The organism is Salipiger marinus (assembly GCF_035481585.1).
Classification (GTDB): Bacteria; Pseudomonadota; Alphaproteobacteria; order Rhodobacterales; family Rhodobacteraceae; genus Salipiger; species Salipiger marinus.
The window spans coordinates 17278-43293 of sequence record NZ_JAYKSL010000004.1 but is presented as its reverse complement, the minus strand read 5'-3'; the positions used below and the strand labels follow the sequence as shown (position 1 = coordinate 43293).

Sequence of the window (26016 nt, the reverse complement as noted above, 5' to 3'; positions counted from 1 at the left end):
GGCGGGTCAACCCGAGGCCATGCCACCATGGAAGGCATCCGCCGGGTCACGGTCGAAGAAATAGACGATCACCTGCTTCGGATCGGTGCCATAGGCGGCCACTGCGGCATCGGTCAGCGCGCGGGCCGCTTCTGCCTTGGCTTCGGGCGGGCGGGGGAAGGCATGGACCTTTATGAAGATGCGGAAGTTTTCAGCGCATTCGCCATATTTTCCGGCATGTCCGTAGGAATAGTGCGGCGCCGAAAAATAATAGCAGGTCACGATTTCCGGCTTGATTCCGAAGGCCTGACAGAGACCATCGGTCATGTCGCGGGTCGCAACCTCCCGTATTTCCTTGGCTGCGTCGCGGTCGATCACTTCGATGAAGGGCATGGGGCTCTCCTTGGGTCACGGGGGGATGTCGGGCGGGCGGGTTGGCCTGCCAGTTGACTCAGTATCCGATCAGATATTGGCTGAATGCAAGAAATTTGGATCGCACATGATCTTGGCCGGAAAGGACCGCATATGAGCTTCAGGGGCAGCTATACCGTCTGCGTCACCCCCTTTGATGCGGAAGGCCGCGTCGATCTGGACAGCCTGCGCCGCTATGTGGACTGGCAGATCGCCGAGGGCGTGCACGGGCTGATCCCCTTGGGCAGCACCGGCGAATTCCTGTCGCTGACCCGTGACGAACGCGCCGCCGTGGCGGAGACGGTCATCACCCAGACGGCGGGGCGGGTGCCGGTGCTGATCGGCACCGCCGCCGAATGGACCGACGAGGCGGTGGCGCTCAGCCGCGAGGCGGAGAGCCTTGGCGCCGATGGCGTGATGCTGGTGCCGCCCTATTACTCCTCCCCGACCGAGGCGGAGCTGGTCGCGCATTTCACCAAGGTGGCCGAGGCGCTGTCGATTCCGGTGATGCTTTACAACAACCCCTTCACCGCCAATGTGGATCTGAGCGCGGCACTGGTCGGGCGGCTGTCGCAGGTCGACAACATTTCCTACATCAAGGACACTTCGAAAAACGTCCACCGGGTCACCGAACTGCTGGAGGCCTGTCAGGGCCGGATGACGGTCTTTGCGGGCTATTATCCGTGGGAAAGCTATCTGGCCGGGGCCGAGGGCTACAGCTCTGTCATGTCGAACATCGCGCCGCGCCTGTCGGCTGACATGTTCACCCGCACCGTGGACGGATCGGGCGAGGGCCGCGCGATCTATCTGCGCTGCCTGCCGCTGATCAACGCGCTGGCGGGGGATCTGTATGTGTCGGCCACCAAGGCAGCCATGGGCATGGTCGGCCAACCGATGGGCGATCCGCGCCCGCCGCGCCTGCCGCTGCCAGCGGCAAAGCGCGCCGAACTGCACGCCATTCTCACCGATCTCGGGCTGCTGGCGGAAGCCTGATCCCGGCCCCGCGCCGGGCCGAACACACCGCCCCAACAGAGAGCCATAAAGGAAAAGAAACGATGAAACTGACCAATCTCGCCCTGTGCCTTGCCATGGGAACCGCGCTTGTCACCCCCGCTTTCGCGCAGGAGGTGACGCTGAAGGCCAGCCATAACGCCAATGCCGACGAACCCTATGGCGTGGGCCTGCGGCACATGGCCGAGGTGCTGGAAGAGAAATCCGGCGGCAAGGCCACAATCTCTGTCTTCGACAACGCCCAGCTGGGCGACGAGATGGAAAGCATTCAGGGCACCCAGATGGGCACGGTGGACATCGCCGTGACCGCGAACGAGACACTGGCCAACTTCGTGCCCGACCTCACGGTGTTTTCGCTGCCCTTCCTGTTCAAGGATGCCGAACAGATGGACCGCGCGCTGAGCGATGCGGCGGTGCTGGACGAGATGCAGACCGCGCTGGAGGCGCAGGGCTTTCACCTGCTGGCGGTGTTTTCCGCAGGCACCCGCCACATCATGACCAAAAAGCCCATCGCCAGCATCGAGGACATCTCGGGGCTGAAAATCCGCACCATGCAGAACCCCGCGCATGTGGACACGTTCAAGGCCTTTGGCGCCAACCCCACGCCGCTGGCCTATACCGAGCTTTACGGCGCGCTGGAAACCGGCGTTGTGGACGGGGCAGAGGCTGCCAACACCAACTTCTACGCGCAGAAATTCTATGAGGTGGCCCCGGAATGGGCGGTGATCGGCTGGCTGGAACTGGTGGCGCCGGTCATCATGGGCAAGGCGGCCTATGACGCGCTGCCCGAGGACGTGAAGACCGCGCTGGACGAGGCGGGCATGGACGCGGGCAAGTTCCAGCGCAAGACCTATCTGGACAGCGACAATGCGCGCTTTGCCGATCTGGAAGCCGTGGGCGTGACCATCACCCGCCCCGATGACGCGCCGTTCCGCGCCGCAGCGGCCCCCATCTATGACCAGTATGTCATCACCGACACGCAGAAGAAGATCTTCGGGATGCTGAAATCGGTCGAGTGATCCCCGTTCGACCCGACTGTCCGGCCACGCCTGTCGTGGCCGGACCCTTTCCCTTCACGAAAGCCTGCCGCGCATGATTGTCCTGCTGGAACGCCTGTGTCTTGCCCTGCGCCGCGTCGTCTCGGGCGTGGTCATCCTGCTGTTCTCGGTCATGATGACCGCCGTTCTGGTGCAGGTGGCCGGGCGCTATGTCTTCAACTATTCCATCGCGCAGGCGGCAGAGATCGCCACCTTCAGCCAGATCTGGCTGGTGCTTCTGGGGGCGGGGGTGGCGGTGGCGCGGGGCCAGCATGTGGCCATCGACATGCTGCCCGCCAGGCTGCCGCTGCCCATGGCCCGCGTGGCGCTGGTGGCCATCGCGCTGGTCACCGTCGCCTTTCTGGCGGTGCTGGCATGGGGCAGCCAGCCGCTGCTTCGCATGGGTGAATTCCAGACCTCGCCCGCGCTGCGCATCCCGATGAAATGGATTTACCTCTGCCTGCCGATGGGGGCCGCCTATATGGCGCTGGAACTGCTGCTGTCGGTGCTGCAGCGCTGGGACGATCCCTTTCCGCCGCCGCAGGTCGATGATGCCGAGGAGGCGGTCTGATGCTGTTTCTCGCGTTTGCCTTCGTGTTTCTGCTGCTGCTGGGGGTGCCGGTGGTGTTCGTGCTGGGCGCCTCGGCGGTGCTGGCGCTGGTTACCACCACCGATGTGCCCGTGGCCATCGTCAGCCAGCGCGTCTTTGCCGGGCTCAACTCCTTTACGCTGATGGCGATCCCGTTTTTTGTCTTTGCGGGCGTCATCATGGATGCGGGCGGGATTTCGCGGCGGATCGTCGATTTCGCCTCGGCGCTGATCGGCTGGGTGGTGGGCAGCCTCTATCAGGTGGCCTGCGTGGCGGCGGCGGGGCTGGCGGCCATCTCCGGCTCTGGCTCCGCCGACACGGCGGCGATTTCCGCGATCATGCAGCCGCAGTTCCGCCGCCGCGGCTATGACGTGGATTTTGGCGCCGCCCTGATCGCCTGCGCCGGATCCATCGCGCAGGTGATCCCGCCCAGCCTGACCATGGTGATCCTTGCCGTGGTGTCCAACGTGTCCATCGGGGCGCTGTTCGTGTCGGGCATCGTGCCGGGGCTGCTCTGCATCGCCATGCTGATGGTCATCGCCTATTTTCAGGCCCGCAAGGGCGGCCCCGCCTACCGCGAGACCGAACCCTTCACCCTTGCCCGCCTGCGCCGCACCGGCTGGGCGGCGCTGCCCGCCGCAGGCATGCCGGTGCTGATCCTTGGCGGCATCCTTGGCGGCGTCTTCACCCCCACCGAGGCGGCGGCGGTGTCGGGCTTTTACGGGCTGCTGGTCGGCGCCTTCGTCTATCGCGACCTGAAACTGGCGACGCTGCCGGGGCTGATCCTGCGCACCGCCTCGCTGTCGGCGGCGGTCATGCTGATCATCGGCACGGCGGCGGTGTTTTCGTGGCTGATCGCCAATGCCGATGTGCCGCGGATCCTCGGCGACTGGATCGCGGGCGTGTCGACCAGCACTCTGATCTTTCTGCTGATCGCCAACCTGCTGTTCCTGTTTGTCGGCATGTTTCTGGAAACCATCGCGGCCATCCTGATCATCGTGCCGGTTCTGGCGCCGATCGCCGCGCAGATGGGGGTGGATCCCATCCATTTCTCGCTGCTGGTCATCCTCAACTGCGCCATCGGCACGGTCACGCCGCCCTATGGCGTGTCGCTGTTCGTCGCCTCCAGCGTGGCGGGACGACCCGTGCTGCAGGTGGCGCGCCGTCTGGGCTGGCCGCTGGCGGGGCTGTTTTCCGTGCTGGCCGCCGTCACCTTCATCCCCGGCCTGTCGCTGTTCCTGCCACGGCTGTTCGGCCTTATCGACTGATCTCAAAGGACCATCCCATGACCAAACTCAAAGTCACCATCGCCGGCATCGAATTTGACGCCCGGTTCGAGGCCGCCGCCCCCAAGACCGTCGCCGCCTTCCGCGCGCAACTGCCCTATGTCAGCAAGGTCGTGCATGTCCGCTGGAGCGGCGAAGGCGTCTGGATCCCGCTGGGCGAGACCGATTTTGGCGTGAGCTACGAAAACCACACCAGCTATCCCGCGCCGGGGCAGTTCATCCTTTATCCGGGCGGCATTTCGGAAACCGAGATCCTGCTGGCCTATGGCGGCGTGCATTTCGCCTCCAAGATGGGGCAGCTTGCGGGCAATCATTTCATCACGCTGACCTCCAACCTCGACAAGCTGGCCGAGCTTGGGCCCAAGGTGCTGTGGGACGGCGCGCAGGACATCCGGTTCGAAGAGGTCTGATCCCGCATGACACCCGCCCCCCTCAGCTTTGGCGCGCGGCTGCGCCAGCTTGCCGCGCTCCGTGGCGATGCGCCTGCGGTGATCTTCCTGCCCGGCTCGGGGCCGGAGCAGCGGCTCAGCTGGGCCGCGCTGGATGCGCTGGTGGACCGCTTCGCGCACGGGTTGCAGGCGCGCGGCGTGGGGCAGGGCGATGTGGTGGGCATGGCCCTGCGCAACATCCCCCAGCATCTGGCGCTGGCGCTGGCCATCTGGCGGCTGGGGGCGACAACGCTGGTGCTGGATCCGGCCATGCCGCCCGACACGCTGGCCGCGATGCGGGCGCGCAGCGGCGCGCGGCTGGTGGTGGGCGCCCCCGACCTGCCGCTGGACCGCTTCGAGGCCGAAGCGCTGCCGCCCCGCGCGCCGCTGCCTGACCATGTCTCGGTCCCGGGCAAGATCGTGCTGTCGGGCGGCTCCACCGGGCTGCCCAAGATGATGTGCGACGCGCGGCCCTTCACCCGCATCCCCGGCGCCAGCTGGGGGCGGGTGGCGCCCCGGCTGGGCTTCCGCGCCGATCAGGTGCAGCTGGTCTGCGGGGCCATGTCGCATAACGCGCCGTTCACATGGGCGCAGAACGGGCTCTTCGAGGGCAACACGCTGGTGCTGATGGAACGCTTCGATGCGGCCCGCGCGCTGCAGGCCATCGACAGCCATGGCGTGGGCTTTGTGATGCTGGTGCCCACGATGATGGTGCGCATGATCGACGCGCTGCCCGGCAGCGGCGCGCGGCTGGACAGCCTGCATGCGCTTTACCACACCGGCGCGCCCTGCGCGGGCTGGCTGAAACAGGCATGGATCGACGTGCTGGGCCCCGACCGGGTGACAGAGATGTATGGCTCTGGCGAAAACACCGGCCAGACCACGATCACCGGGCGCGAATGGCTGGATCATCCCGGATCGGTGGGGCAGGGGTTCGAGACCGAAATCCGCATCTACGACCCCGACGGCGCGCGGCTGCCCTCGGGCGAATTGGGCGAGATCTTCATGCGGCCCGCCGATCTGGACGGGCGCAGCGCCTATATCGGCCCCGACGCGCCGCAGCCAGAGCGGGATGCGGACGGCTTCCAGAGCATCGGCGATGTCGGCTGGCTGGATGACGAGGGCTATCTCTATCTGGGCGGGCGGCGCGATGACGTGATCAACACCGGCGGCGTCAAGGTCCATCCCGAAACCATCGAGGCGGCGCTGCTGCGCCATCCCGGCGTGGCGGATGCCGTGGCCTTCGGCGTGGATCACCGCGACTGGGGGCAGATGGTGGTGGCCTGTCTGGTGCCCAAGGCCGGGCGACCGCTGGACGAGGCCGATCTGCTGGCCTTCTGCGCGCGCAGCCTTGCCCCGGCGGAACAGCCCAAGCGCCTGCATCTCTGTGAGGCGCTGCCCCGCGACGGCTTTGGCAAGATCCGCCGCAAGGCCCTGCGCGCCAGCTTCGGCTAGGCGGGTGGGTCAGCCCTGCGGCATCGACAGGACGATGTTGCGCCCGCCTTTGACATAGCGCAGCTCGTCCTCGCCAATCGCCGAGACGCGCCCGCCATCCACCTGATCCCCGACCTGCACCTTCTGGTAGCGCCCCGAGGGCAGCCGGATCAGCGCGCTGCGGCTGGACGGCTTGCCATAGACGCCGATCAGGTTCAGCTGCCGCAGGTTGATCTGGCCGCGCATCGTGGCCTGCTGCGCCACGCTGGTGTTCTGCGGAATGTTGGGCATGGGTGCCGCCCGCACGCTGGCGGCAGAGGCGGTCTGCACGCGCCGTTCCGGTTCCGGCTGCGGCGGCGGGGCCACCTCCAGCGTGCGGGGCCGCAGCAGCGGCGCCAGCGAGCGCTGCACCGCCTGATCGCTGGCAGAGATGTCCGGCGTCACCGCCTCGAGGTCTGCCACCGCATCTTCGGCGGGCAGCTCGGGCGCGGTGTCTGCGGCTGTCTCCTCGGGCGGGGGCAGCGGGCGCAGGGCGGGTCGGATTTCGCCCAGAGCAGCCAGCGAGGCGTCGGTGGCAGGGGGGGCATCGGGGGCGGCCTGCTCCTCCGGCGGCAGGGCCACCAGATCCTCGGGACGCAGCGCCGGGCGCAGGGCGGGCAGGGCCGCCGCCTCGGAGGCGGGATCGCCTGCCGCTTCGGGCGGCGTCTCCGGCGTGGCGGCGGGGCTGCGCAGCGGCGGCAGCTGCGGCGGCTGGCCGCGATAGATCAGGATGCCGTCCGGGGACAGCGCGCCCTCGGGCGTGGCACGCACCAGCCCGCGCCCGTCCAGATCGAAGCGCACCCCCGGACCGGGCGGCAGCGCCACGGCGGGCAGGGTCAGATCGCGCTCCTGCGTGGCATCAAGATCGGGCAGGGCCACGCTGTCAAAGGGCTGCACCTTCGGATCGACCGAGGCCCAGTGAATGTCGTCGGTGGTGGATTGCGGCGGCTCCAGCGGCGAGTCGGGCGCACGCTGCCAGACGCCGGTGGCGGCATAGGTGGCTGCGGCCTCTTCGGGGCTGGTCGAAGGTGTGGCGGGCGGGGCAGGCGGGGCAGGCACCTCGGCGGGTGCGGCCTGCTCGGCCTCTGCGGGTTCGGGGGGCGCGACCGGCTGGGCGGGCTCCGGCTCGGGCTCAGGCTCCGGCAGGGCCGCCACCACCGGTTCCGCCACGGTGTCGGGACCGGGTGCAAACAGCTGCGTGAGGCCGGTGTCGAAGCGGATGGAGGCCCATGCCGCCATCCCGGCCAGAAACACCAGCAGCACCACGGTCAGCATCAGCCCCAGATGCCGGGGCTTGCCGCCGACCGTTTCCTCGCGCCGGGCGCCAAAGACGGTCATCCGCCGCCGCTCCTCCTCCGGATCCAGCGCGGCGGGCGGCGTGGCGGGGGCGGGCGTGTCCGGCTCTTCGCGGCGCATCGCGGCAAGCCGGGCGGCAATGGGCGCATCGCGGCGCTGCGCGGGCGGGGTGGGGCGCATCGACAGCGCCGGCGGCACCCGCGCCGGAGCGGCGGAGGCGGGGGCAGGCGCAGGCGCCTTGGCAGGCTTGGCCGGAACCTTGTCCGGCGTCGGCGTCGCCCGGTCCGGGGCGGGTTTCGGTCCCGCGGCAGGGCGCGCCTTGCCGCTCGTGCCCGCAGCGGGGGCAGGTGCTGCCTTGGGCGCGGGCGCCTTCGGGGCCGGGGCTGCCGCCTTGGACGCCGGGGCAACGGCAGGGGCTGTCGTGGCGCCTTTCTGGGATGCGGGCGCAACCGAGGGCGCGGGAACGGTCGCCTTCGGGGCGGCGGGCCTGTCCACGGGCTTGCTTCCGGCGGCCACCGACGGGGCATTGACCGGCACGGCCTTGCCCGTTGCGGCGGCAGGGCGCGCAGCAGAGGCGGGAACCGCCGGGGTGAACCGGGGCGGCCCCGAGGGCAGCCGGGGCGCGGTCAGCGGCGGCGGTGGGGCGTCGCGCGCCGCCCGGATGCTGGAAAACCGGACCTGAGCGTCGGACGCGGGCGCGGCGGCAGGCGGCGGCACGTCGCGCTCCCACGGCGGCGCTTCGCCCTCGGGCTTGGCAGGCGGCGGCACAACAGGCGCAGGCTCCGGCACGGCGACAGGGTCGGCCACGGGTTTGAGTTCAGTAATCACCGGCTCCGGATCCGCGCCCTTTTTGGGCACGGATGCAGCCACAGGCGCGGTCACCGGCAGCCCCTCCGCAACCTTGGGCTTTTCCGCCGCGATCTCCACCGGCGCGGGCGGCGCCTCCGGCGCGGGCGGCGCCTCGTCCAGCAGGCGGAACGGCCCCGGACGCGGCGGCACCGGCCCGGACCAGCCGGGGGCCGCGCCAAAATGCACCGTGCCGACAAAATCCTGCGCCGCGGCCACGGCATGGAACACCTGCGGCACGAATCCGCAGGCGGTCAGAAAGGTCTCGGCCTCTTCCAGCGTCTCGCGGGCCACCGCCGCCGCCTTCAGCCGCCCCTCGGCGGGCACCCAGTCGATCACCAGATCCGGCACCGCATAGGGCGTGACCCCGTCATAGGCGGCGCGCACCGCGCGGGCGCGTTCGGCAACGCCGCCCCCGGGATCGGCCAGCGACAGGTAGCGCACCTGCTCGTTGGGCAGGAACACCGCCACCGTGGTGCCTTCGGAAGACCGCGCCAGCGCCTCGTCGCGCAGCTCTGCCAGCGCCTGATCCAGATGGTCGGGATCAAAGGGCCGTTCGGCCAGTGGCACCCAGCCTTCGCCAAGACGGCGAAGCAGGGTGATGCCCTCAAAGGAAAGGAAAAGCGCGAAACCGGGTCCCATGCGCCCGTTCTACCATTGCTCCCGTCGCGATGGGAGTCCCAACAGGGGCGTCGGGGGCGGGCAGCAACTCTCCGCTGAGGGCAGGAATCAAGCCCCGGCGGGGCCTTGCGGCGGCGGCGGGATCGCGGGACAGTGCCCGCCGAACACGCAAGACGGAGGTTCCCCCATGCGTATGATCCCGCGTCCCGCCGCCCTTCTGACCGCGGCCTGTCTCGTGGGGCTGGCGCCGCTCGCCGCCACCGCGCAGCCGACGCCGCCAGACGCACCCCGGCTGACGGTGACCGGCGATGGCAGCGCCACCGCCACCCCCGACATGGCCACGATCTCGCTGGGCATCACCGCCGAAAACCCCGAGGCCGGGGTGGCGATGGACACTGCCTCGCAGGCGGCGGAGGCCATCCTTGCCCGGCTCGACACGCTGGGGATCGAGCCGCGCGACCGGCAGACCTCGGATCTGAGCCTGCAGCCGCTCTGGGCGGGCGGCTATGACAGCGCCGAAGACCGCCGCATCACCGGCTACGAGGCGCGCAACACGCTGACCGTGCGCGTGCGCGATCTGGAAAAACTGGGTGACGTGCTGCAGGCGGTGCTGGAGGATGGCGCGAACCAGCTTTCCGGCCTCAGCTTCGGGCTGCAGAACCCCGATCCGGTGCTCGAGGCGGCGCGCCGCGACGCCGTGGCCGATGCCATGGCCCGCGCGCAGGTGCTGGCCGAGGCGGCAGGCGTGTCGCTGGGCCGGGTGCTGTCGATCAGCGAAGGCGGCGGCGGCTACGCCCCGCCCGCGCCGATGATGGAAATGCGCGCGGCCTCCGTGCCCGTGGCCGCAGGCGAGGCGGAACTGTCGAGCAGCGTCACCATGGAATTTGCTCTGGGCGAGTGAGCCCCCGAAAAAGCGCGGCGCCGGATCCCCGGCGCCGCGTCCTGCGTTTCCAGCGGCCCCAAATATCCCGGGGGAGTCCGCGTCAGCGGACGGGGGCAGAGCCCCCGCCACCCCACCGCCGGGCTCAGGCCCGGTTCAGCGCCTGATCCAGATCGGCGATCAGATCCTCGGCATCCTCGATCCCGATGGAGATGCGCACCACATCCGGGGCGGCGCCCGCCGCGATCTGCTGCGCCTCCGACAGCTGCCGGTGGGTGGTGGAGGCGGAATGGATCACCAGACTGCGCGTATCGCCCAGATTGGCGACATGGCTGAAGATTTTCAGCCCGTCCACAAACCGCAGACAGGCGTCATAGCCGCCCTTCAGCGTAACGGTGAAGAGCGCGCCCGCCCCCTTGGGGCAGATCCGCGCCACCCGGTCGGCATAGGGCGACGACGGCAGCCCGGCATAGGTGACCTTCGCCACCGCCGGATGGGTTTCCAGCCAGCCCGCCACGCGCTTGGCATTGGCCACATGCTGCCGCATCCGCAGTGACAGGGTCTCGATCCCCATCAGCGTGTAATGCGCGCCCTGCGGGTTCATGGTCATGCCCAGATCACGCAGCCCCACCGCGATGGAATGGAAGGTGAAGGCGAGCGCACCAAAGGTCTCGTGGAATTTCAGCCCGTGATAGGCGGGTTCCGGCGCCGAAAGCGACGGGAACTTGTCCGACGCCGACCAGTCGAAGCTGCCCGAATCCACCACGCAGCCGCCGGTCACCGTGCCGTTGCCGGTCATGTATTTGGTCAGCGAATGCACCACCAGCGTCGCGCCATGCTCGATGGGGCGGCAGAGATAGGGCGTCGCCGAGGTGTTGTCGACGATCAGCGGCAGGCCCGCGCGCTGCGCGATCGCGGCGATGGCATCCAGATCGGTGATGTAGCCGCCGGGATTGGCGATGCTTTCGCAGAAGATGGCGCGGGTGTTCTCGTCGATCGCGGCCTCGACCGCGTCGAGATCGTCAAAATCGACAAAGCTGCAGGACCAGCCGAAGCGGCGGATGGTCTGGCTGAACTGGGTGATGGTGCCGCCATAGGCCCGGGTCGAGGCGACGATGTTGCGCCCCGGCCCCATCAGCGGGAACAGCGCCATGATCTGCGCCGCATGCCCCGAAGAGCAGCAGACCGCGCCCGCGCCGCCCTCCAGCGCCGCGACCCGCTCCTGCAGCGCGGCCACGGTGGGGTTGGTCAGGCGCGAATAGATATAGCCGACCTCCTGCAGGTTGAACAGCGCCGCCGCATGGTCCGCGTCGCGGAACACATAGGCGGTGGTCTGGTAGATCGGCACCTGCCGGGCGCCGGTGGCCGGATCGGGCCGGGCACCGGCATGGATCTGCAGCGTGTCGAATCCGTGGTTCTGGGTCATCTTGGGCCTCCTCCCGCGATCAGATGACCCAGCGGTAAGCCATCCCCGCGCGGCCCGCAACGTCCCGCTGTCCGCGCCCGCGCCCTAGCGCAGCCAGAGGCCTTCGCGTTTCAGCCGGTTGCGGATCGCCTGTTCGCGCCGGGGCATGTCGCTGCGGTCAAAGAGCGCGCGGGCGCGCTGCCCGAGCCCCTGATAGACCATGCGCCGCAGCGGCTCGTAGCCCTTCAGCACCTTCTTGACGCGGTTGGGGGCGGTGATCTCTTCCAGCAGGTCGACCACCGCCGCGCTTTCCCGGGCATAAAGCAGCGGCAGGGTGCGGTAATGGCAGCTGATCCGCCCGTCCAGCAGCCCGTCGGGCAGGGTGTCGCGCCCGCCGCCAAAGCTGTGGATCACCAGCGGCAGCGCCACCTGATCGAGCCACGGATCAAGGCTCTGGCAGACCAGCTCTGGCGGGGGATCATCGCGAATGGACAAGGCATATTGCAGAAACCGGGTGCCAAACACCCTTGGACAGTCGTAAAAGTAGAAGCCCGCGTTGAAGTAGAGATAGCGCCGCCAGTGCTCGTCGGGCTGGCCCAGATCCAGCGAGGCGGCAAAATCCAGCCCGAACCGGTCATAGAGCGCGCGCCAGATCTGCGTATAGCCGGGACCGTAAAGCTCGATCCGGGGCCATGTGCCTTCGCGGCGCAGCGAGGCGGTGGGGCGGGCAAAATCGAAGGGCACCGTGGTCAGATCGCCGGTGATCAGCGTGTCGGTGTCGAAGAACACGAAGGGCTGGCCTTCGGGCAGGGCCAGCAGCGCCTCGATCTTGTTGCCATAGGGATAGGTCTCGCCAAAATGGGCGGAGGCGAAGGGCAGCAGGGTCGCGCCGCAGTCCTGCAGCAGGTCGAGCAGGGCCGGATCGCCGATGCGCGGATCCTGCGACCAGAGCGGGCCGGGCTGCGGTTCGGCCACAAAAAGCCGCACCGCGTCGCGCGGGGTGCGGGCGGCCAGCGACAGCGCAAAGAGCACGGCCTCATAGGCCAGCCGCCCGCGCTGTCCGACGATGAGGATGTTGAGCGGTCCGCCGCTGCCTGCCGTCATGCCCGCCCGCTGTCCCTGTCCTGCCCCCATGGAGTGCCGCACCCCCGGGCAAGCCGGGGAGGCGGCGTTTTGGCCTAGATCGTGATCGGGTCCAGCACCTGCGGCTCCACCACCCGCACGCCGGGCAGCGCCTCGGCCAGCGCCGCCGCCGACTGTTCCAGCGCCGGGAAGGTGCGGTAATGGCCGGGGATCACGGTCTTGAAGTCGAACCATGTCTTGGCGGCATAGGCTGCGGCGGCCATGTCCATGGTGTAATAGCCGCCACAGGACAGGATGCCGATGTCGGGCTTGTGATAGGCGCCCATCCAGCCCATGTCGGCCATCAGCGTGGTGTCGCCAGAGAAATAGATCACATGGCCCTCGCCCGCGATCATGAAGCCGGTTTCCATCCCGGCATAATGCGGCTTGCCGTCGACGGTCAGCGAGGAGGAATGCGAGGCGGGCACCATGGTGACGCGGACGTTGCCGAAGCTGACGGTGCCGCCCTTGTTGAAGGCATGGCCCTCGACCGCGCCCTGACCATGCAGCATCCCGGCCAGTTCCACCATGCCGGAGACCGGCGCGCCGGTTTTCTGCGAGACCGTCACCAGATCGGCGGTGTGGTCGGAATGGCCATGGGTGACGAGGATCTGCGTGGCGCCCTGCAGCGCCTCCTCGATGCGGTCTTCGGGCATCATCGGATTGCCATGCACCCAAGGGTCGATGAGCAGCACCTGATCTTCGATGTCGATGCGGAAGGATCCGTGGCCAAGCCAGAGGATGTTCATGAGGCAGTCTCCTGATGTGGTTCGGGCCGGAGGGTAGCACGGCCTCGTGGCAGGTAAAGCGCGGGGGGAGGGCAGGAGGGGGCTCTGCCCCCTCTTGGCGCGTAGCGCCAATTCACCCCCGGAGTTTAGGGGCAAGATGAAGCGTCAGCCGGCGGGATAGGCGGCGGCGAGCCCGGCCATCAGGGCCCGGTCGTGATCGTCAAGCGGGCCGCGGGCGCCGGGGCGGAAGCGGGCGCGGAAGGCCGCAAGCAGCGCCTGTTCCTCGCCGGGGGCTACGCGGTAGCCGAACCGCGCGGCGGCGCCGAGGAAATCCCCGGGGGCGGCGGGCGCGGCCGCGACCGCAAGCCCGCGGCGCACCAGCCGCGCCCAGTCGAACCGGGGGCCGGGATCCTGCTTGCGGGTCGGGGCCATGTCGGAATGGCCGATGACCCGGGCGGGGGGGATGGACCAGCGCCGCAGGATCCCCGCCAGCAGCGTCTCCAGCGCCGAGATCTGCGGTTCGGGGAAGGGCTCGGCGCCGGTATTGACCAGCTCGATGCCGATGGCGCGGGAATTGACCTCGGTCACCGTGCCCCATGCGCCAAGCCCCGCATGCCATGCGCGCATTTCTTCGGTGACGAGCTGCCAGCAGGTGCCGTCGCGGTCGAGCACGTAATGGGCGGAGACGCCGGATCCGGGGTGGCGCAGATGGTCAAGCGTGGCGCGCGCCGTGGGGATGACGGTGTAATGCAGCACCACCAGATCGGGCCGCGCGCCAGACCGGCGCGGCCCGAAATTGTCCGATGGGCACCAGAGCGGGGTCAGCTGCCCCGCACCGCGCGGAAGGGGGCCGGATCCCAGGCGCAGGCAAAGCCGTCGCCATCGGGATCAAGCGACTTGCGGTCGCGCTCCGGCCCGCCGCTGGCAAGGAAATCCTCCTGCGCGCGGTCCGGCGAGCTGTAGGCGGCGCAGGCGCGGATGGCCTTTTCGGCGCTGGCGAAGGGCCCGCGGCGGTAAAGCGCCGTGCCCACCGGATTGGTGGTGCGCAGGGCGTATTCCACGATGTTCGGCGCCGAGGAATCGGGGCGCGGCGGCAGGTCGGTCGGGCGGATGATCTGATACTGCGCGCGGTTCTGCGCGATCATCGCGGCGTCGTCCTGAATGCTGCGTTCCGCCGACACGGCGGAGAAATCGTTCTCCGCCGAGATGCCGGAGCCGTTGCCCGCCACGTCGGGGGCGGCGTTGGAGGGCGAGGCATTCACCGGCGCCACGCCGGAATTGCCGTCCAGCGCGGCGCGGATCGCGGCGTCTTCCTGCGCGTTGCCGATCATGCCGGGGGTGGAGGGGCCCGGCTCGGGCGTGGTCGTCACGGGCGTGGCAGCGCCGCCGCCTGCCAGCGCCGCGTCGCGGGACTGCCGCGCCTCGTAGCTGGCATAATCGTCGAAGCCCACGCCGGTGCCGCTGTCCGGAATGGGGGTCGTGCAGGCGGCCAGCGCGCAGAGCGCCGCGCCGCAGAGGAAGGTCCGTGTCATGATCTTGCGTTGCACCCCAGAACTCTCCCGAGTGATTACCACCATTGCGCAGGCTTCTGCGCGAAGCCCGCCGCGCGTTCCAGCGCATAGGCCGTGTTGAGCAGGTCGCCCTCTTCCCACGGTCTGCCGATCAGCTGCAGACCCAGCGGCAGCCCCTGCCTGTCCAGACCCGCCGGAACGGAAACGCCCGGAAGGCCGGCAAGGTTCACCGTCACGGTGAACACATCATTGAGATACATCTGCACCGGATCGGCCTCCTGCATCTCGCCCAGACCAAAAGCGGCCGAGGGCGTGGCAGGCGTCAGGATCGCATCGACCCCGGCGGCGAAGGCTTCTTCGAAGTCGCGCTTGATCAGGGTGCGGACCTTGCGGGCGCGGTTGTAATAGGCGTCGTAGAACCCGGCGGACAGCACATAGGTGCCCACCATGACCCGGCGCTGCACCTCTGCGCCAAAGCCTTCGGCGCGGGTCTTTTCATACATGTCGTTGATGCCCTCGCCCCGGCTCAGCGCGGCGCGATGGCCATAGCGCACCCCGTCATACCGCGCGAGGTTCGAAGAGGCCTCGGCGGGGGCGATGACGTAATAGGCGGGCAGGGCGTATTTGGTATGCGGCAGTGAGATGTCGGTGATCCTGGCCCCGGCCTCGGCCAGCATGCGCGCGCCAGTGTCCCAGAGCGCCGCGATCTCGTCATTCATGCCGTCCATGCGGTATTCGCGCGGAATGCCGATGACCTTGCCCCGGATGTCGCCGGTCAGCAGCGCCTCGAAATCGGGCACGGGCAGATCGGCGGAGGTGCTGTCCTTCGGATCATGGCCGCACATCGCCTGCAGCACGATGGCCGCATCGCGCACGTCCTTGGTCATCGGGCCCGCCTGATCGAGGCTCGAGGCGAAGGCGACGATGCCCCAGCGCGAGCAGCGGCCATAGGTGGGCTTGATGCCGGTGATGCCGGCAAAGGCGGCGGGCTGGCGGATCGAGCCGCCGGTATCGGTGCCGGTGGCGGCAAGGCACAGATCGGCGGCCACCGCGGCGGCAGACCCGCCGGAAGAGCCGCCGGGGGTCAGCGCCGCCGTGTCATTGCCGCGCCGCCACGGGTTGACGGCATTGCCGTAACAGGAGGTCTCGTTGCTGGAACCCATGGCAAACTCGTCCATGTTGAGCTTGCCCAGCATCACGGCGCCCGCTTCGAAGAGCTGGCTGGTGACGGTCGATTCGTATTCCGGCGTGAAACCTTCCAGAATGCGCGAGGCAGCCTGACTGGGCACGCCCTTGGTGCAGAACAGATCCTTGATCCCCATGGGAATGCCGCAGAGCGCGGGCGCGTCGCCCGCCGCAATCCGGGCATCCGCCGCGCGCGCCTGCTCCAGCGCGATCTCGGGGGTCTTGTGGACAAAGGCGTTGAGCGCCCCTGCCGTCTCGATGGCGCCAAGGCAGGCCTCGGTCAGGTCTACCGATGTCACATCTCCCGCGCGCAGCGCATCGCGCGCCGCGGCCACGGTCAGTTTGGCAAGCTCGCTCATTCCATCACCTTCGGCACGGCAAAGAACCCTTCGCGCGCATCGGGCGCGTTCGACAGGACCTGTGTCTGGATGTTGCCATCCGTCACCACATCCGCGCGCCGCTTCAGCTGCATCGGCGTGACCGAGACCATGGGCTCCACGCCGTCCACATCCACTTCGTTCAGCTGCTCGATGAACTCGAGAATGGCGCTGAATTCATGGGCCAGCGCCGGCAGCGCCTCGTCTTCCACACGGATGCGCGCCAGTTTGGCGACCCGCGCGGCGGTCTTGGTGTCGATCGACATGGGATCCCCCCGGTCAGTCTGTGTCCGTCGCAGTCGGAACGCCTTTACTCCGCCCGGCCCTGCCTCGCAAGCCGCCCCCACGCTTTTGCGATCCGCGCTTCTTCTTGGCCCAAATATCCCGGGGGAGCCCGCGCGGCAGCGCGGGTGGGGGCAGAGCCCCCTGCCTGCCCGCGACCCCACCGTTTCGTGATCCGCAAGGGCGGGCCTGCACCGGTGCCCGGCTCGACAACGTCGCGCGCGCGCGCTAGGCGCGGGGAAACATCCTCAATGTCCGGACCTGCCGTGCCACGCCTTCTTTCCCGGTTCTGCCTGCTGCCGCTTCTGCTGGCCGCCTTCCTGCTCTCTGCCTGTGCCACCCGCTCGCCGCATGTGCCGCCGCCCTCCGCCGCCGAGGTGATGGAACTGGCCGCCGCCCTGCGCGGCCTTGGCCCCGATGTCGATCCCGAAGAGGCGGCGCGCATGGCCCGCATTTCCTATGACTATCCGCGCGAACTGGCGGTGGCGTGGAACGTGACCGACAGCGCCTATATCCATAACGTCAAGGTCAACAACGGCACCCGCCCGCGCGGGCTGTGCTACCAGTGGGCCGATGATCTGGAGGCGCGGCTGCTGCAGGAGGATTTCCGCACCATCGACCTGCACCGCGCCATTGCCAATGCCATGACCCCCTTGCGCATCGAACACAGCACCGTCATCGCCAGCGCGTCCGGCGCGCGGATGGATCAGGGCATCGTGCTGGATCCGTGGCGCAATGGCGGCGATCTTTACTGGGGGCCGGTGCTGGAAGACACGCGTTACCCGTGGGTCGAACGCGAAAAGGTCTTTGCCGCCAAACGTGCGCTGGCCGAGGGGCGCTAGGGCTCAGTCCAGCGCATAGGGCAGGATGTCGCGGCGGTCTGGCCGGATGGTCAGGCGCCGCTCCAGCGGCGGCACCGACCGCTGGTGGCAGTCGGTGCGTTCGCAGATGCGGCAGGAAATGCCGATGGGCTCGAACGCCCGGTCGCGGGTCAGATCCATCCCGTCGGCATAGACCAGCGCGCCCGCGTGGCGCAGCTCGCATCCCAGTGCCATCGCAAAACGGCGCACCGGCGCGCCGAACCGCCCAGCGGGCTTGGTCACGTCGCGCGCCAGCAGCACGTAGCGCACGCCGTCCGGGGTCTCTGCCAGCTGCCGCAGAAAGGTGTTCGGGGTCTCGAACGCGCGGTGCACGTTCCAGAGCGGGCAGGCCCCGCCAAAACGGGCGAATTGCAGCCGCGTCGCGGAATGGCGCTTGGTGATGGTTCCGGCCTGATCGACGCGGGCGAAAAAGAACGGGATGCCCTTGGCGCCGGGCCGCTGCAGCGTCGAAAGCCGGTGCGCCACCTGCTCGATCGAGGCACCAAAGCGCGCGGCCACCAGATCGAGATCGTGCCGCGTCTCCTGCGCCGCCGCCAGCACCGCGCCATAGGGCATCATCGCGGCGCCCGCGAAATAGTTGGCAAGCCCCAGCTTGGCGATGGCGCGGGCGGTGTCGGACTGGAAGCGCGCCAGATCCAGCGTCGCCTCCAGCAGCGGATCCTGCCGCAGCAGCGCCACCTGCACCAGCAGCTGAAAGGTCTGCGTCTCGTAAGGCGCGAGCGAGGACAGCGTCAGCACCTGCCGCGCCGCATCAAAGCTGCGCAGCGCCGGGGTCTGCGCCATCTCCACCGCGATGCCGCGCCCGCGCAGCCGGGCAATCACGGCGGCGCGCAGATCGGGGCCACCGCCGCCCAGCATCTGGGCAAAATGCTCTGCCGCGCGGTCCACCGCGTCGATGTAATTGTCGCAGTAATGGAAGAAATCCCGCACCTCTTCCCAAGGGGAGGGCTGCAGTTGCGCGCCCTCGCGCCCCAGCGCCTCGTCAAGGCTCGCCAGCCGTTCATGGGTCTGCCGGTAAGACCGGTGCAGATCCAGAAAGGCCCGCGCCAGCGCCGGGGCGTTGGAGGCGGTCAGGCGCAGATCGGCCAGCGGCGGGGCATGTTCGCCAAAAACCGGATCGGCCAGCGCCTCGCGCATGTCGGAAACCAGCCGTTCGGCATCGCCCTGACCCAGTTCGGTGACGTCAAAGCCGAATTCCTGCGCCAGCGCCAGCACCACCGTGGTGGAGACGGGGCGGTTGTTGTTTTCCATCTGGTTGAGATAGGGCAGGGACACGCCCAGCTTGGCGGCGAAATCCTTCTGCGTCAGCCCCAGCCGCCCGCGCAGGTCGCGCAGCTTTGCCCCGGCATAAAGTTTGCGTGTCGCCATGATGCCCCTCCGGTCCGGGCAGGGCTTTGCACCTTTGCCACGGCTTCAGGGTCACTATGCAAACTCAGCGCGCGAGGTCCAGCCCCGCCAGCCGCCGGTCGCGCCGGATCACCAGCAGGATGCAGATCAGGCTGGCGACCGAGGTGGCCAGCATCAGCCACAAGAGCGGCCATGCGCCGGACTGCACGCTCAGCAGCCCGCCCGCCAGCGCCGACAGCGCGCCGCCCCCGCCCAGCATGATTGCGCCGCCCAGACCGGAGGCCGTGCCCGCCAGATGCGGGCGCACCGTCAGCGTGCCCGCCGTGGCATTGGGCACCACCATGCCATTGCCGAAGCCCATGAACCACATGAAGCCGAAAAAGCTCAGCGCCGATCCCATCCCCATGGCAAAGACCACCAGCGCGCCCGCCATGCCGCCCGCCAGCACGATGGAGCCCCAGAGGATCATCCGGTTGATGCCGTAACGCGCGGAAAACCGGCCAGAGAAGAAGTTGCCAAGGAAATAGCCCACGGCGGGGATGGCGAAATAAAGCCCCACCTCCGCCTCTGACAGGCCGAACAGCACCGACCCCACAAAGGGCGCGCCGCCGAGATAGGCAAAGAACGACCCCGACGCGGTGGCGCAGGCCAGCGCATAGCCCCAGAATCGCGGGCTGGTCAGCAGTTCGGGATATTCGCGGAACTGCTGGCCCAGCGTCAGGCCCCGGCTGCGCGAGGTTTCCCCCAGATCGCGCCATGCCAGCCACATCATCGCGACCCCCAGCAGCAGCAGCATCCAGAACACCGCCTGCCAGCCCATCAGCTCGCCCAGCACGCCGCCGATCATCGGCCCGATCATCGGCACCACCGCCACGCCCATGGTGACATAGGCGATGCGCGAGGCGGCCTGATCCTCGGCCACCATGTCGCGCACCACGGCGCGGCTCAGCACCATGGCGCTGACGATCACCGCCTGACACATGCGGAAGATCAGGAACACGGTCACGTCGGTGGCCAGAACGCAGCCCAGCGTGGCCAGCAGGAACAGCGCCAGCCCCCACAGAATCACCGGGCGCCGCCCGAACTTGTCGGACACCGGCCCGATCACCACCTGCAGCGCGGCGTTCACCCAGAGGTAGATCGCCACCGAAAGCTGCATCAGCGTGTGTTCGGTCTGAAAATATGCCGTCATCTGCGGCAGGGACGGCAGAAAGACGTTCATGGCCAGCGCAGACAGTCCCGCAAGCAGGACAAGTGTGACAAGATGCGGTGGCGTGGTGTTGTCCAGAAAACGGACGGCGGGCTGACTCTGCATGCAGTTCCCGTATGACGGGAGTCTCTGAAAGTCCATATAGGACGCAGGGGGAGCGGAGCATTTGCGGCTTTGCTATTTGCAATCCTTCGACTTTTCAGACTTTGCAAATTTGCCGAATTTGACTTGAGCGGTAAAGGCGCCTCTGTATGGTCTGGCCAAACGAGAGGGACGGCCATGAAAGACATTCTGCAGGAGTTGGAGGGCCGCCGCGCCGGTGCCCGGATCGGCGGCGGTCAGGCCCGCATCGACGCGCAGCATGCCAAGGGCAAGCTGACCGCGCGCGAACGTATCGAACTGCTGCTCGACGAGGGCAGTTTCGAGGAATACGACATGTTCGTCGCCCATCGCTGCACCGATTTCGGCATGGAACAGAACCGGCCCTATGGCGATGGCGTGGTCACCGGCTGGGGCACCATCAACGGGCGCATGGTCTATGTCTTCAGCCAGGATTTTACCGTGCTGGGCGGGTCGGTGTCGGCCACCCATGCGCAGAAGATCTGCAAGATCATGGATATGGCGGTGCAGAACGGCGCGCCGGTGATCGGGCTCAACGATTCCGGTGGCGCGCGGATTCAGGAAGGCGTCGACAGTCTTGCGGGCTATGCCGAGATTTTCCAGCGCAACGTGCTGGCCTCGGGCGTGGTGCCGCAGATTTCGGTCATCATGGGGCCCTGCGCGGGCGGGGCGGTCTATTCGCCTGCCATGACCGACTTCATCTTCATGGTGAAGGACACCTCCTACATGTTCGTGACCGGTCCCGACGTGGTCAAGACCGTGACCAACGAGATCGTCACCGCCGAGGAGCTTGGCGGGGCTGCCACCCATACCAAAAAATCCTCCGTCGCGGATGGCGCGTTTGAAAATGACGTGGTGGCGCTGGCCGAGGTGCGACGGCTGGTGGATTTCCTGCCGCTCAACAACCGCGAAAAGCCGCCCGTGCGCCCGTTCTTCGACAATGTGGACCGGGTGGAAACCTCGCTCGACACGATCATCCCCGAAAACGCCAACCAGCCCTATGACATGAAGGAACTGATCCTGAAGGTCGCGGACGAGGCGGATTTTTACGAGATTCAGGAAGATTTTGCCCGCAACATCATCACCGGCTTCATCCGGCTGGAGGGGCAGACGGTGGGTGTGGTCGCCAACCAGCCCATGGTGCTGGCGGGCTGTCTGGACATCGATTCCAGCCGCAAGGCCGCGCGATTTGTCCGGTTCTGCGACTGTTTCGAAATCCCGATCCTGACTTTTGTCGACGTGCCGGGCTTCCTGCCGGGGACGGGGCAGGAATTTGGCGGGGTCATCAAGCATGGCGCCAAGCTGCTCTTCGCCTATGGCGAGGCGACGGTGCCCAAGGTCACGGTCATCACCCGCAAGGCCTATGGCGGGGCCTATGACGTGATGGCCTCCAAACATCTGCGCGGCGACGTGAACTATGCATGGCCCACGGCGGAAATCGCGGTGATGGGCGCCAAGGGCGCGACAGAGATCATCCATCGCGCCGATCTGGGCGATGCGGAGAAGATCGCGCGCCACACCGCCGATTACGAGGACCGCTTCGCCAATCCCTTTGTCGCCGCTGAACGCGGCTTCATCGACGAGGTGATCCAGCCACGGTCGACCCGCCGCCGGGTGGCGCGCGCCTTTGCCATGCTGCGCAACAAGTCGCTCAGCAATCCGTGGAAGAAACACGACAACATTCCGCTGTGACCGGGATGGGAGACCGCAAGGGCACCAGCCGTGGCTGGCACATCACCCGCGCCGAGGGCGCGCTGACGCTGTCGCGCCGTCTGCCCGCGCGCTTCGATCTGGGCGTGGGCACGCTGCTGCCTCAGGTGGCGCGGCCCGAACGGCTGGCACATCAGGTGCGGCAGGATCTGTGGCGGGCGCTGCGCGACCTGCGCGGCTTTGCCCCCTGCGTGCGGATCACGCCGCAGGACGGCCAGTTGCATCTGCTGGCGGGCGGAGAGGTGGCGGGGGCGGTGCCCCGCGCACAGGCCGAGGCGCGCATCGCCGCGGTGCTGGAGGATGGCGCCCGCCGGGCGCGCTGGCTGCGGTGGGCCGCATGACGACCCGCCGCTTGCAGCAAATGGGAGCAGCGATTCTGGCGCTGGCGGGTTCCGCCGCGTCGGGCCAGACCACGGCGCCTGAGGAGAGCGCCGTGGCAGTGCCCTCCGGCATGGAGGTGCGGCTTTACGAGACGCTGACCGATGATTTTGGCGGGGGCCCGATCCTGCGATTCCGCTTTCTGGCACCCATGATCGGCAGCACCATGGCGCATGATCCCGACGCGCTGGTGACGGACATGCAGTTCCTGTGTCAAGACTACGCAATGTCGCATCTGGGCAGCGATGCCGCGCCCCCGGCACAGATCGTCATTTCCCTGATGGAAGCTCCCGTTGAATTCGGGCAACCGAGGCCGGATGTACGTCAGATCTTCGAGGCATTCTCGTTGCGCGACGACACCTGTATCTGGGAGGCATTCTAATGCTTACACAATATCTTGGGGCGGAAACCTCATGTCGCAGGACACATGAGGCTTTGCTGCCACAACTCGGCGCCGCAGTTCGGGCCGCATATCTTTCGGTTTTCGATTCGGATATGGTCGATCACGATTGCACCCAAGCAATCGTTACCTCTGGACGAGGGCCGGTGAAATCTGCCGGTTCCGTCGAATCTGACAGGAGAATAAGATGTCCAAGAGCATCCAGCTTCTTGCCATGCTTGGTTTCGTTGCCACGCTTTCGGCATGCGGCGGCCAGCAGGAAGAAGAGTTCGTTGTGGTCGACCCCGAGCCGATCACCACTGAACCCGTCTACACCGGCAAGTACAAGTAATTTGCCTTCGGGACGGGCCCCGCAAGGGTCCGTCCCGCTTCTGCAGCGCCTGCAGGTCTCCGGTGTGGAGGGCTGCACATGCTGAAGCATCGCGGATTCCCCGGCCGTCTGCCCGGCACCGACTTCCAGTTCACCATCCGCCGCGCCAATCCCGATGGCGCCACGCCGCTGATCAAGCGCGAACGGTATCGTGACCGCAGACCCCCCGACAAACGCGCCGATCTGGCCTTCATGGCCTCGCTCTGGGCGCATTTTGGCACCGAGCCCTTTGAACGGGGCAATCTGGATGCCGGACGGCTGTCATGGCTCTTTGGCCGCGAAGTGCTGCCCTACGACTCGCCCTTCGATCCGGTCAGCTATGAATCGCTGCTGATCATCGACGAGAAGGCGGCGCGGCTGTCCTTCCCCGAAGCCTTCGACTCACCGGAGGAATGGGCGTGAGCTTGCCGCTCCCTCGCCGATTTGAGCGGAAAGAGGCCGACCGGACCCGGTGCGGCACGCTCCGCTTTGCGCGGGGGGGCCGCTCGGGCAGCGTTATGGGTGCAGGCGCGGGGGAACGGGACTCCGTCCGCCGCATCTGCCGTAACCCTTCCCCTTGCGGGCGGCGTGGCATATCCCCTTGCCCGTCGCCCGTCTCTTTCCCCTGCAGTCCGGTCGGGGTCGGCGCAAAGGTGCCTGCCAGACTGCAGGATCGGCCATCCTTCGCCGGGTTCACGACAGCGTGCGCATTTGGGTGGAACCTGACCCCGGTATCATGGGTTAGTTCGGCATCGGCAGAGACGAACACGAAGGACAGTTTCCCATGCAGACGATCAAAGCACTCACCCTCGGCGCGGCACTTCTGGGTCTTGCGGCCTGTGGCGACACGGTTGGCGAGCGGGGCATCATCGGTGCCGGCGCGGGCGCGGCCACGGCAGCGGCAGTTGACGGCGACCTCGCCACGGGGGCGCTGGTCGGCGCAGCCGGCAACGTCGCGTATTGCAACCGCTACCCCTCGCGCTGCTGAGCCCCGGCTCACCAAGGGCGACGCGGCGCTGACCAGCCCGCGTCTGCTCTGTGACAGTCAGAGTTTCTGGCCATCGGAGCATCCGGCTCCGGTGGCCTTTTTCGTGTTTGGGCCAGCGCCGGACCGGCGCCTGCGGGCCGCGACCATCTAGGAAAGGGACGGAGATGTTCGAGAAGATCCTGATCGCCAACCGGGGGGAGATTGCCTGCCGCGTCATCAAGACGGCCCGGCGCATGGGCATCAAGACGGTGGCGGTCTATTCGGACGCGGACAGGAACGCGCTGCATGTGGAGATGGCCGACGAGGCCGTGCATATCGGCGCGGCCCCGGCGAGCCAGTCCTATATCGTGATCGATAGGATCATGGGGGCCATCCGCCAGTCCGGCGCGCAGGCGGTGCATCCGGGCTATGGCTTTCTGTCCGAGAATCCCAAATTCGCGCAGGCGCTGGACGCCGAGGGCGTGGCCTTTGTCGGCCCGCCGGTGAAGGCGATCGAGGCGATGGGGGACAAGATCACCTCCAAGAAGATCGCCGCCGAAGCCGGGGTGAACACCGTGCCGGGCTATATGGGGCTGATCGCCGATGCCGAAGAGGCGGTGACCATCTCCAACCAGATCGGCTATCCGGTGATGATCAAGGCCAGCGCCGGGGGCGGCGGCAAGGGCATGCGCATCGCATGGACGGACGAGGAGGCGCGCGAGGGCTTCCAGTCGTCGAAGAACGAGGCGGCCAGCAGCTTTGGCGATGACCGCATCTTCATCGAAAAGTTTGTGACCCAGCCCCGCCATATCGAGATTCAGGTGCTGTGCGACGCCCATGGCAACGGCCTCTATCTGAACGAACGCGAATGTTCGATCCAGCGCCGCAACCAGAAGGTCGTCGAGGAGGCGCCGAGCCCGTTTCTGGATCCCGAGACCCGCCGCGCCATGGGCGAGCAGGCGGTCGCGCTTGCCAAGGCGGTGGGATACACCTCTGCGGGCACGGTGGAATTCATCGTCGACGGCGCCAAGAACTTCTATTTCCTTGAAATGAACACCCGGCTGCAGGTCGAACACCCGGTGACCGAACTGATCACCGGCATCGACCTTGTGGAGCAGATGATCCGCATCGCCCATGGCGAACCGCTGACGATCACGCAGGACGACGTCAAGATCGACGGCTGGGCCATCGAGAACCGGCTTTACGCCGAGGATCCCTATCGCGGCTTCCTGCCCTCCATCGGGCGGCTGACCCGCTACCGTCCGCCCGCCGAGGGCGAGATGCTGGGCGGCGTGGTGCGCAATGATACCGGCGTCTATGAGGGCGGCGAGATCAGCATGTATTACGACCCGATGATCGCCAAGCTCTGCACATGGGCGCCCACGCGCGAGCAGGCCATCGAGGTGATGCGCAACGCGCTGGACAGTTTCGAGGTGGAGGGAATCGGCCACAACCTGCCGTTCCTTGCCGCCGTGATGGACCATCCGCGCTTTGTCTCCGGCAACATCACCACCGCCTTCATCGCCGAGGAATATCCCGAGGGCTTTGTGGGCGTGACGCTGCCAGAACCCGCGCTGCGCGACATCGCCGCCGCCTGCGCCGCGATGAACCGCGTGGCCGAGATCCGGCGCAGCCGCATTTCCGGCACGCTCGACAATCACGAACGCAAGGTGGGCAGCGACTGGACCGTGTCGCTGCAGGGCGTGGACCATGAGGTGACCATCGCCGCAGACCGGCAGGGATCCACTGTGCGCTTTGCCGATGGCGCCGAGATTCGCGTGACCGGCAGCTGGACCCCCGGCATGACGCTGGCCCGGATGGAGGTGAATGGCCGTCCGCTGGTGCTGAAGGTCGGCAAGGTGTCGGCGGGGTTCCACATCCGCAGCCGCGGCGCCGATCTGAAGGTCATCGTGCGCACGCCGCGGCAGGCGGAACTGGCGCGGCTGATGCCGGAAAAGCTGCCGCCCGACACGTCGAAGCTGCTGCTGTGCCCGATGCCCGGGCTTGTGGTGAAGATCAACGTCTCCGAAGGCGACGAGGTGCAGGACGGTCAGGCGCTCTGCACCGTCGAGGCGATGAAGATGGAAAACATCCTGCGCGCGGAACGGCGCGGCGTGGTGAAGAAGATCAACGCGGGCGCGGGCGACAGTCTGGCCGTGGATGATGTCATCATGGAGTTCGAGTGAT

The 26016-nt window shown here is 67.7% G+C and carries 26 protein-coding genes; 15 read left to right on the top strand and 11 right to left on the bottom strand.

The window, feature by feature from the left end:
- Positions 1-6: 6 nt before the first annotated feature.
- The gene (locus tag VK682_RS06650) at positions 7-372 is read right to left on the bottom strand and encodes a tautomerase family protein (protein WP_089850091.1); all 366 of its coding nucleotides are present in this window, start codon (positions 370-372) and stop codon (positions 7-9) included.
- 132 nt (positions 373-504) lie between these two features.
- On the opposite strand from VK682_RS06650, the gene dapA reads away from it, so the two are divergent.
- The 6 genes from dapA (at position 505) to VK682_RS06620 (ending at position 6196) form a co-directional block, all read left to right on the top strand.
- Positions 505-1383: a 4-hydroxy-tetrahydrodipicolinate synthase gene (gene dapA, locus VK682_RS06645; protein ID WP_324781593.1), complete on the top strand. Its 879-nt coding sequence runs from the start codon at positions 505-507 to the stop codon at positions 1381-1383.
- A gap of 62 nt (positions 1384-1445) precedes the next feature.
- Positions 1446-2420 (top strand): TRAP transporter substrate-binding protein, encoded by a 975-nt coding sequence (locus tag VK682_RS06640; RefSeq protein ID WP_089850087.1) that lies wholly within the window; start codon positions 1446-1448, stop codon positions 2418-2420.
- A 73-nt stretch (positions 2421-2493) separates the two neighbouring features.
- Positions 2494-3009 (top strand): TRAP transporter small permease, encoded by a 516-nt coding sequence (locus VK682_RS06635; RefSeq protein WP_324781592.1) that lies wholly within the window; start codon positions 2494-2496, stop codon positions 3007-3009.
- Positions 3009-4295 (top strand): TRAP transporter large permease, encoded by a 1287-nt coding sequence (locus tag VK682_RS06630; protein WP_230795318.1) that lies wholly within the window; start codon positions 3009-3011, stop codon positions 4293-4295. The genes VK682_RS06635 and VK682_RS06630 overlap by 1 nt, the downstream gene beginning before the upstream one ends.
- A 17-nt stretch (positions 4296-4312) precedes the next feature.
- Positions 4313-4723: a DUF3830 family protein gene (locus VK682_RS06625; protein WP_230795317.1), complete on the top strand. Its 411-nt coding sequence runs from the start codon at positions 4313-4315 to the stop codon at positions 4721-4723.
- Between the two features lie 6 nt (positions 4724-4729).
- Positions 4730-6196 carry a class I adenylate-forming enzyme family protein gene (locus VK682_RS06620; RefSeq protein ID WP_230795316.1) on the top strand — a complete coding sequence of 489 codons (1467 nt, stop codon included), beginning with the start codon at positions 4730-4732 and terminating at the stop codon, positions 6194-6196.
- A 9-nt stretch (positions 6197-6205) separates the two neighbouring features.
- On the opposite strand, the gene VK682_RS06615 is transcribed toward VK682_RS06620, so the two are convergent.
- Positions 6206-8998 carry a hypothetical protein gene (locus VK682_RS06615; protein WP_324781590.1) on the bottom strand — a complete coding sequence of 931 codons (2793 nt, stop codon included), beginning with the start codon at positions 8996-8998 and terminating at the stop codon, positions 6206-6208.
- Positions 8999-9164: 166 nt separating this feature from the next.
- On the opposite strand from VK682_RS06615, the gene VK682_RS06610 reads away from it, so the two are divergent.
- Complete coding sequence (locus VK682_RS06610; protein WP_165616883.1) at positions 9165-9878, top strand: SIMPL domain-containing protein; 714 nt, start codon at positions 9165-9167, stop codon at positions 9876-9878.
- Between the two features lie 124 nt (positions 9879-10002).
- Here the strand turns inward: VK682_RS06610 and VK682_RS06605 are convergent, their stop codons facing one another.
- The 7 genes from VK682_RS06605 to gatC all read right to left on the bottom strand — a co-directional run bounded on the left by VK682_RS06605 (position 10003) and on the right by gatC (position 16451).
- The gene (locus VK682_RS06605) at positions 10003-11283 is read right to left on the bottom strand and encodes an O-acetylhomoserine aminocarboxypropyltransferase/cysteine synthase family protein (RefSeq protein ID WP_230795314.1); all 1281 of its coding nucleotides are present in this window, start codon (positions 11281-11283) and stop codon (positions 10003-10005) included.
- An 84-nt stretch (positions 11284-11367) separates the two neighbouring features.
- Positions 11368-12366: a GT-B fold glycosyltransferase domain-containing protein gene (locus VK682_RS06600; protein WP_324781589.1), complete on the bottom strand. Its 999-nt coding sequence runs from the start codon at positions 12364-12366 to the stop codon at positions 11368-11370.
- Positions 12367-12440: 74 nt separating this feature from the next.
- Complete coding sequence (locus VK682_RS06595; RefSeq protein WP_230795311.1) at positions 12441-13133, bottom strand: metal-dependent hydrolase; 693 nt, start codon at positions 13131-13133, stop codon at positions 12441-12443.
- A 144-nt stretch (positions 13134-13277) separates the two neighbouring features.
- Entirely contained in the window at positions 13278-13973 is a 696-nt protein-coding gene (locus VK682_RS06590) for an N-acetylmuramoyl-L-alanine amidase (RefSeq protein WP_230795426.1), read from the bottom strand.
- The gene (locus VK682_RS06585) at positions 13934-14644 is read right to left on the bottom strand and encodes a hypothetical protein (protein ID WP_230795310.1); all 711 of its coding nucleotides are present in this window, start codon (positions 14642-14644) and stop codon (positions 13934-13936) included. Before VK682_RS06585 ends, VK682_RS06590 begins: the two co-directional genes overlap by 40 nt.
- 35 nt (positions 14645-14679) lie before the next feature.
- A complete protein-coding gene (gatA, locus tag VK682_RS06580; RefSeq protein WP_230795309.1) occupies positions 14680-16167 on the bottom strand; it encodes an Asp-tRNA(Asn)/Glu-tRNA(Gln) amidotransferase subunit GatA in 1488 nt (495 codons plus the stop codon).
- A complete protein-coding gene (gene gatC, locus VK682_RS06575; protein WP_230795308.1) occupies positions 16164-16451 on the bottom strand; it encodes an Asp-tRNA(Asn)/Glu-tRNA(Gln) amidotransferase subunit GatC in 288 nt (95 codons plus the stop codon). The genes gatA and gatC overlap by 4 nt, the downstream gene beginning before the upstream one ends.
- Before the next feature lie 282 nt (positions 16452-16733).
- Between gatC and VK682_RS06570 the strand changes: the two genes are divergently transcribed.
- The gene (locus VK682_RS06570) at positions 16734-17309 is read left to right on the top strand and encodes a hypothetical protein (RefSeq protein WP_230795307.1); all 576 of its coding nucleotides are present in this window, start codon (positions 16734-16736) and stop codon (positions 17307-17309) included.
- Positions 17310-17312: 3 nt separating this feature from the next.
- On the opposite strand, the gene VK682_RS06565 is transcribed toward VK682_RS06570, so the two are convergent.
- Positions 17313-18716, bottom strand: a complete 1404-nt coding sequence (locus VK682_RS06565; RefSeq protein WP_230795305.1) for a helix-turn-helix domain-containing protein — start codon at positions 18714-18716, stop codon at positions 17313-17315.
- A 64-nt stretch (positions 18717-18780) separates the two neighbouring features.
- A complete protein-coding gene (locus VK682_RS06560) occupies positions 18781-20010 on the bottom strand; it encodes a multidrug effflux MFS transporter (RefSeq protein ID WP_089850056.1) in 1230 nt (409 codons plus the stop codon).
- A gap of 174 nt (positions 20011-20184) precedes the next feature.
- Here VK682_RS06560 and VK682_RS06555 point away from each other — a divergent pair, with 174 nt between their 5' ends.
- From VK682_RS06555 to VK682_RS06525, 7 genes are all read left to right on the top strand, one after another.
- The gene (locus VK682_RS06555) at positions 20185-21717 is read left to right on the top strand and encodes an acyl-CoA carboxylase subunit beta (RefSeq protein WP_089850054.1); all 1533 of its coding nucleotides are present in this window, start codon (positions 20185-20187) and stop codon (positions 21715-21717) included.
- A 5-nt stretch (positions 21718-21722) separates the two neighbouring features.
- The gene (locus VK682_RS06550; protein ID WP_324781639.1) at positions 21723-22076 is read left to right on the top strand and encodes a hypothetical protein; all 354 of its coding nucleotides are present in this window, start codon (positions 21723-21725) and stop codon (positions 22074-22076) included.
- Positions 22073-22495, top strand: a complete 423-nt coding sequence (locus tag VK682_RS06545) for a DUF6497 family protein (RefSeq protein WP_230795304.1) — start codon at positions 22073-22075, stop codon at positions 22493-22495. The genes VK682_RS06550 and VK682_RS06545 overlap by 4 nt, the downstream gene beginning before the upstream one ends.
- A 205-nt stretch (positions 22496-22700) precedes the next feature.
- Entirely contained in the window at positions 22701-22844 is a 144-nt protein-coding gene (locus VK682_RS06540) for a hypothetical protein (protein ID WP_165616882.1), read from the top strand.
- Between the two features lie 78 nt (positions 22845-22922).
- The gene (locus VK682_RS06535) at positions 22923-23285 is read left to right on the top strand and encodes a hypothetical protein (protein WP_230795303.1); all 363 of its coding nucleotides are present in this window, start codon (positions 22923-22925) and stop codon (positions 23283-23285) included.
- A gap of 361 nt (positions 23286-23646) precedes the next feature.
- Positions 23647-23850 carry a hypothetical protein gene (locus VK682_RS06530; protein ID WP_089850048.1) on the top strand — a complete coding sequence of 68 codons (204 nt, stop codon included), beginning with the start codon at positions 23647-23649 and terminating at the stop codon, positions 23848-23850.
- 164 nt (positions 23851-24014) lie between these two features.
- Positions 24015-26015 (top strand): acetyl-CoA carboxylase biotin carboxylase subunit, encoded by a 2001-nt coding sequence (locus VK682_RS06525; RefSeq protein WP_324781588.1) that lies wholly within the window; start codon positions 24015-24017, stop codon positions 26013-26015.
- Position 26016 lies beyond the last annotated feature (1 nt).

What these genes read in the sequence shown, in the direction of transcription:
- VK682_RS06650 (WP_089850091.1), bottom strand. Translation starts at nt 372, where the DNA reads ATGCCCTTCATCGAAGTGATCGACCGCGACGCAGCCAAGGAAATACGG.
- dapA (WP_324781593.1), top strand. Translation starts at nt 505, where the DNA reads ATGAGCTTCAGGGGCAGCTATACCGTCTGCGTCACCCCCTTTGATGCG.
- VK682_RS06640 (WP_089850087.1), top strand. Translation starts at nt 1,446, where the DNA reads ATGAAACTGACCAATCTCGCCCTGTGCCTTGCCATGGGAACCGCGCTT.
- VK682_RS06635 (WP_324781592.1), top strand. Translation starts at nt 2,494, where the DNA reads ATGATTGTCCTGCTGGAACGCCTGTGTCTTGCCCTGCGCCGCGTCGTC.
- VK682_RS06630 (WP_230795318.1), top strand. Translation starts at nt 3,009, where the DNA reads ATGCTGTTTCTCGCGTTTGCCTTCGTGTTTCTGCTGCTGCTGGGGGTG.
- VK682_RS06625 (WP_230795317.1), top strand. Translation starts at nt 4,313, where the DNA reads ATGACCAAACTCAAAGTCACCATCGCCGGCATCGAATTTGACGCCCGG.
- VK682_RS06620 (WP_230795316.1), top strand. Translation starts at nt 4,730, where the DNA reads ATGACACCCGCCCCCCTCAGCTTTGGCGCGCGGCTGCGCCAGCTTGCC.
- VK682_RS06615 (WP_324781590.1), bottom strand. Translation starts at nt 8,998, where the DNA reads ATGGGACCCGGTTTCGCGCTTTTCCTTTCCTTTGAGGGCATCACCCTG.
- VK682_RS06610 (WP_165616883.1), top strand. Translation starts at nt 9,165, where the DNA reads ATGCGTATGATCCCGCGTCCCGCCGCCCTTCTGACCGCGGCCTGTCTC.
- VK682_RS06605 (WP_230795314.1), bottom strand. Translation starts at nt 11,283, where the DNA reads ATGACCCAGAACCACGGATTCGACACGCTGCAGATCCATGCCGGTGCC.
- VK682_RS06600 (WP_324781589.1), bottom strand. Translation starts at nt 12,366, where the DNA reads ATGACGGCAGGCAGCGGCGGACCGCTCAACATCCTCATCGTCGGACAG.
- VK682_RS06595 (WP_230795311.1), bottom strand. Translation starts at nt 13,133, where the DNA reads ATGAACATCCTCTGGCTTGGCCACGGATCCTTCCGCATCGACATCGAA.
- VK682_RS06585 (WP_230795310.1), bottom strand. Translation starts at nt 14,644, where the DNA reads ATGACACGGACCTTCCTCTGCGGCGCGGCGCTCTGCGCGCTGGCCGCC.
- gatA (WP_230795309.1), bottom strand. Translation starts at nt 16,167, where the DNA reads ATGAGCGAGCTTGCCAAACTGACCGTGGCCGCGGCGCGCGATGCGCTG.
- gatC (WP_230795308.1), bottom strand. Translation starts at nt 16,451, where the DNA reads ATGTCGATCGACACCAAGACCGCCGCGCGGGTCGCCAAACTGGCGCGC.
- VK682_RS06565 (WP_230795305.1), bottom strand. Translation starts at nt 18,716, where the DNA reads ATGGCGACACGCAAACTTTATGCCGGGGCAAAGCTGCGCGACCTGCGC.
- VK682_RS06560 (WP_089850056.1), bottom strand. Translation starts at nt 20,010, where the DNA reads ATGCAGAGTCAGCCCGCCGTCCGTTTTCTGGACAACACCACGCCACCG.
- VK682_RS06555 (WP_089850054.1), top strand. Translation starts at nt 20,185, where the DNA reads ATGAAAGACATTCTGCAGGAGTTGGAGGGCCGCCGCGCCGGTGCCCGG.
- VK682_RS06550 (WP_324781639.1), top strand. Translation starts at nt 21,723, where the DNA reads ATGGGAGACCGCAAGGGCACCAGCCGTGGCTGGCACATCACCCGCGCC.
- VK682_RS06545 (WP_230795304.1), top strand. Translation starts at nt 22,073, where the DNA reads ATGACGACCCGCCGCTTGCAGCAAATGGGAGCAGCGATTCTGGCGCTG.
- VK682_RS06540 (WP_165616882.1), top strand. Translation starts at nt 22,701, where the DNA reads ATGTCCAAGAGCATCCAGCTTCTTGCCATGCTTGGTTTCGTTGCCACG.
- VK682_RS06535 (WP_230795303.1), top strand. Translation starts at nt 22,923, where the DNA reads ATGCTGAAGCATCGCGGATTCCCCGGCCGTCTGCCCGGCACCGACTTC.
- VK682_RS06530 (WP_089850048.1), top strand. Translation starts at nt 23,647, where the DNA reads ATGCAGACGATCAAAGCACTCACCCTCGGCGCGGCACTTCTGGGTCTT.
- VK682_RS06525 (WP_324781588.1), top strand. Translation starts at nt 24,015, where the DNA reads ATGTTCGAGAAGATCCTGATCGCCAACCGGGGGGAGATTGCCTGCCGC.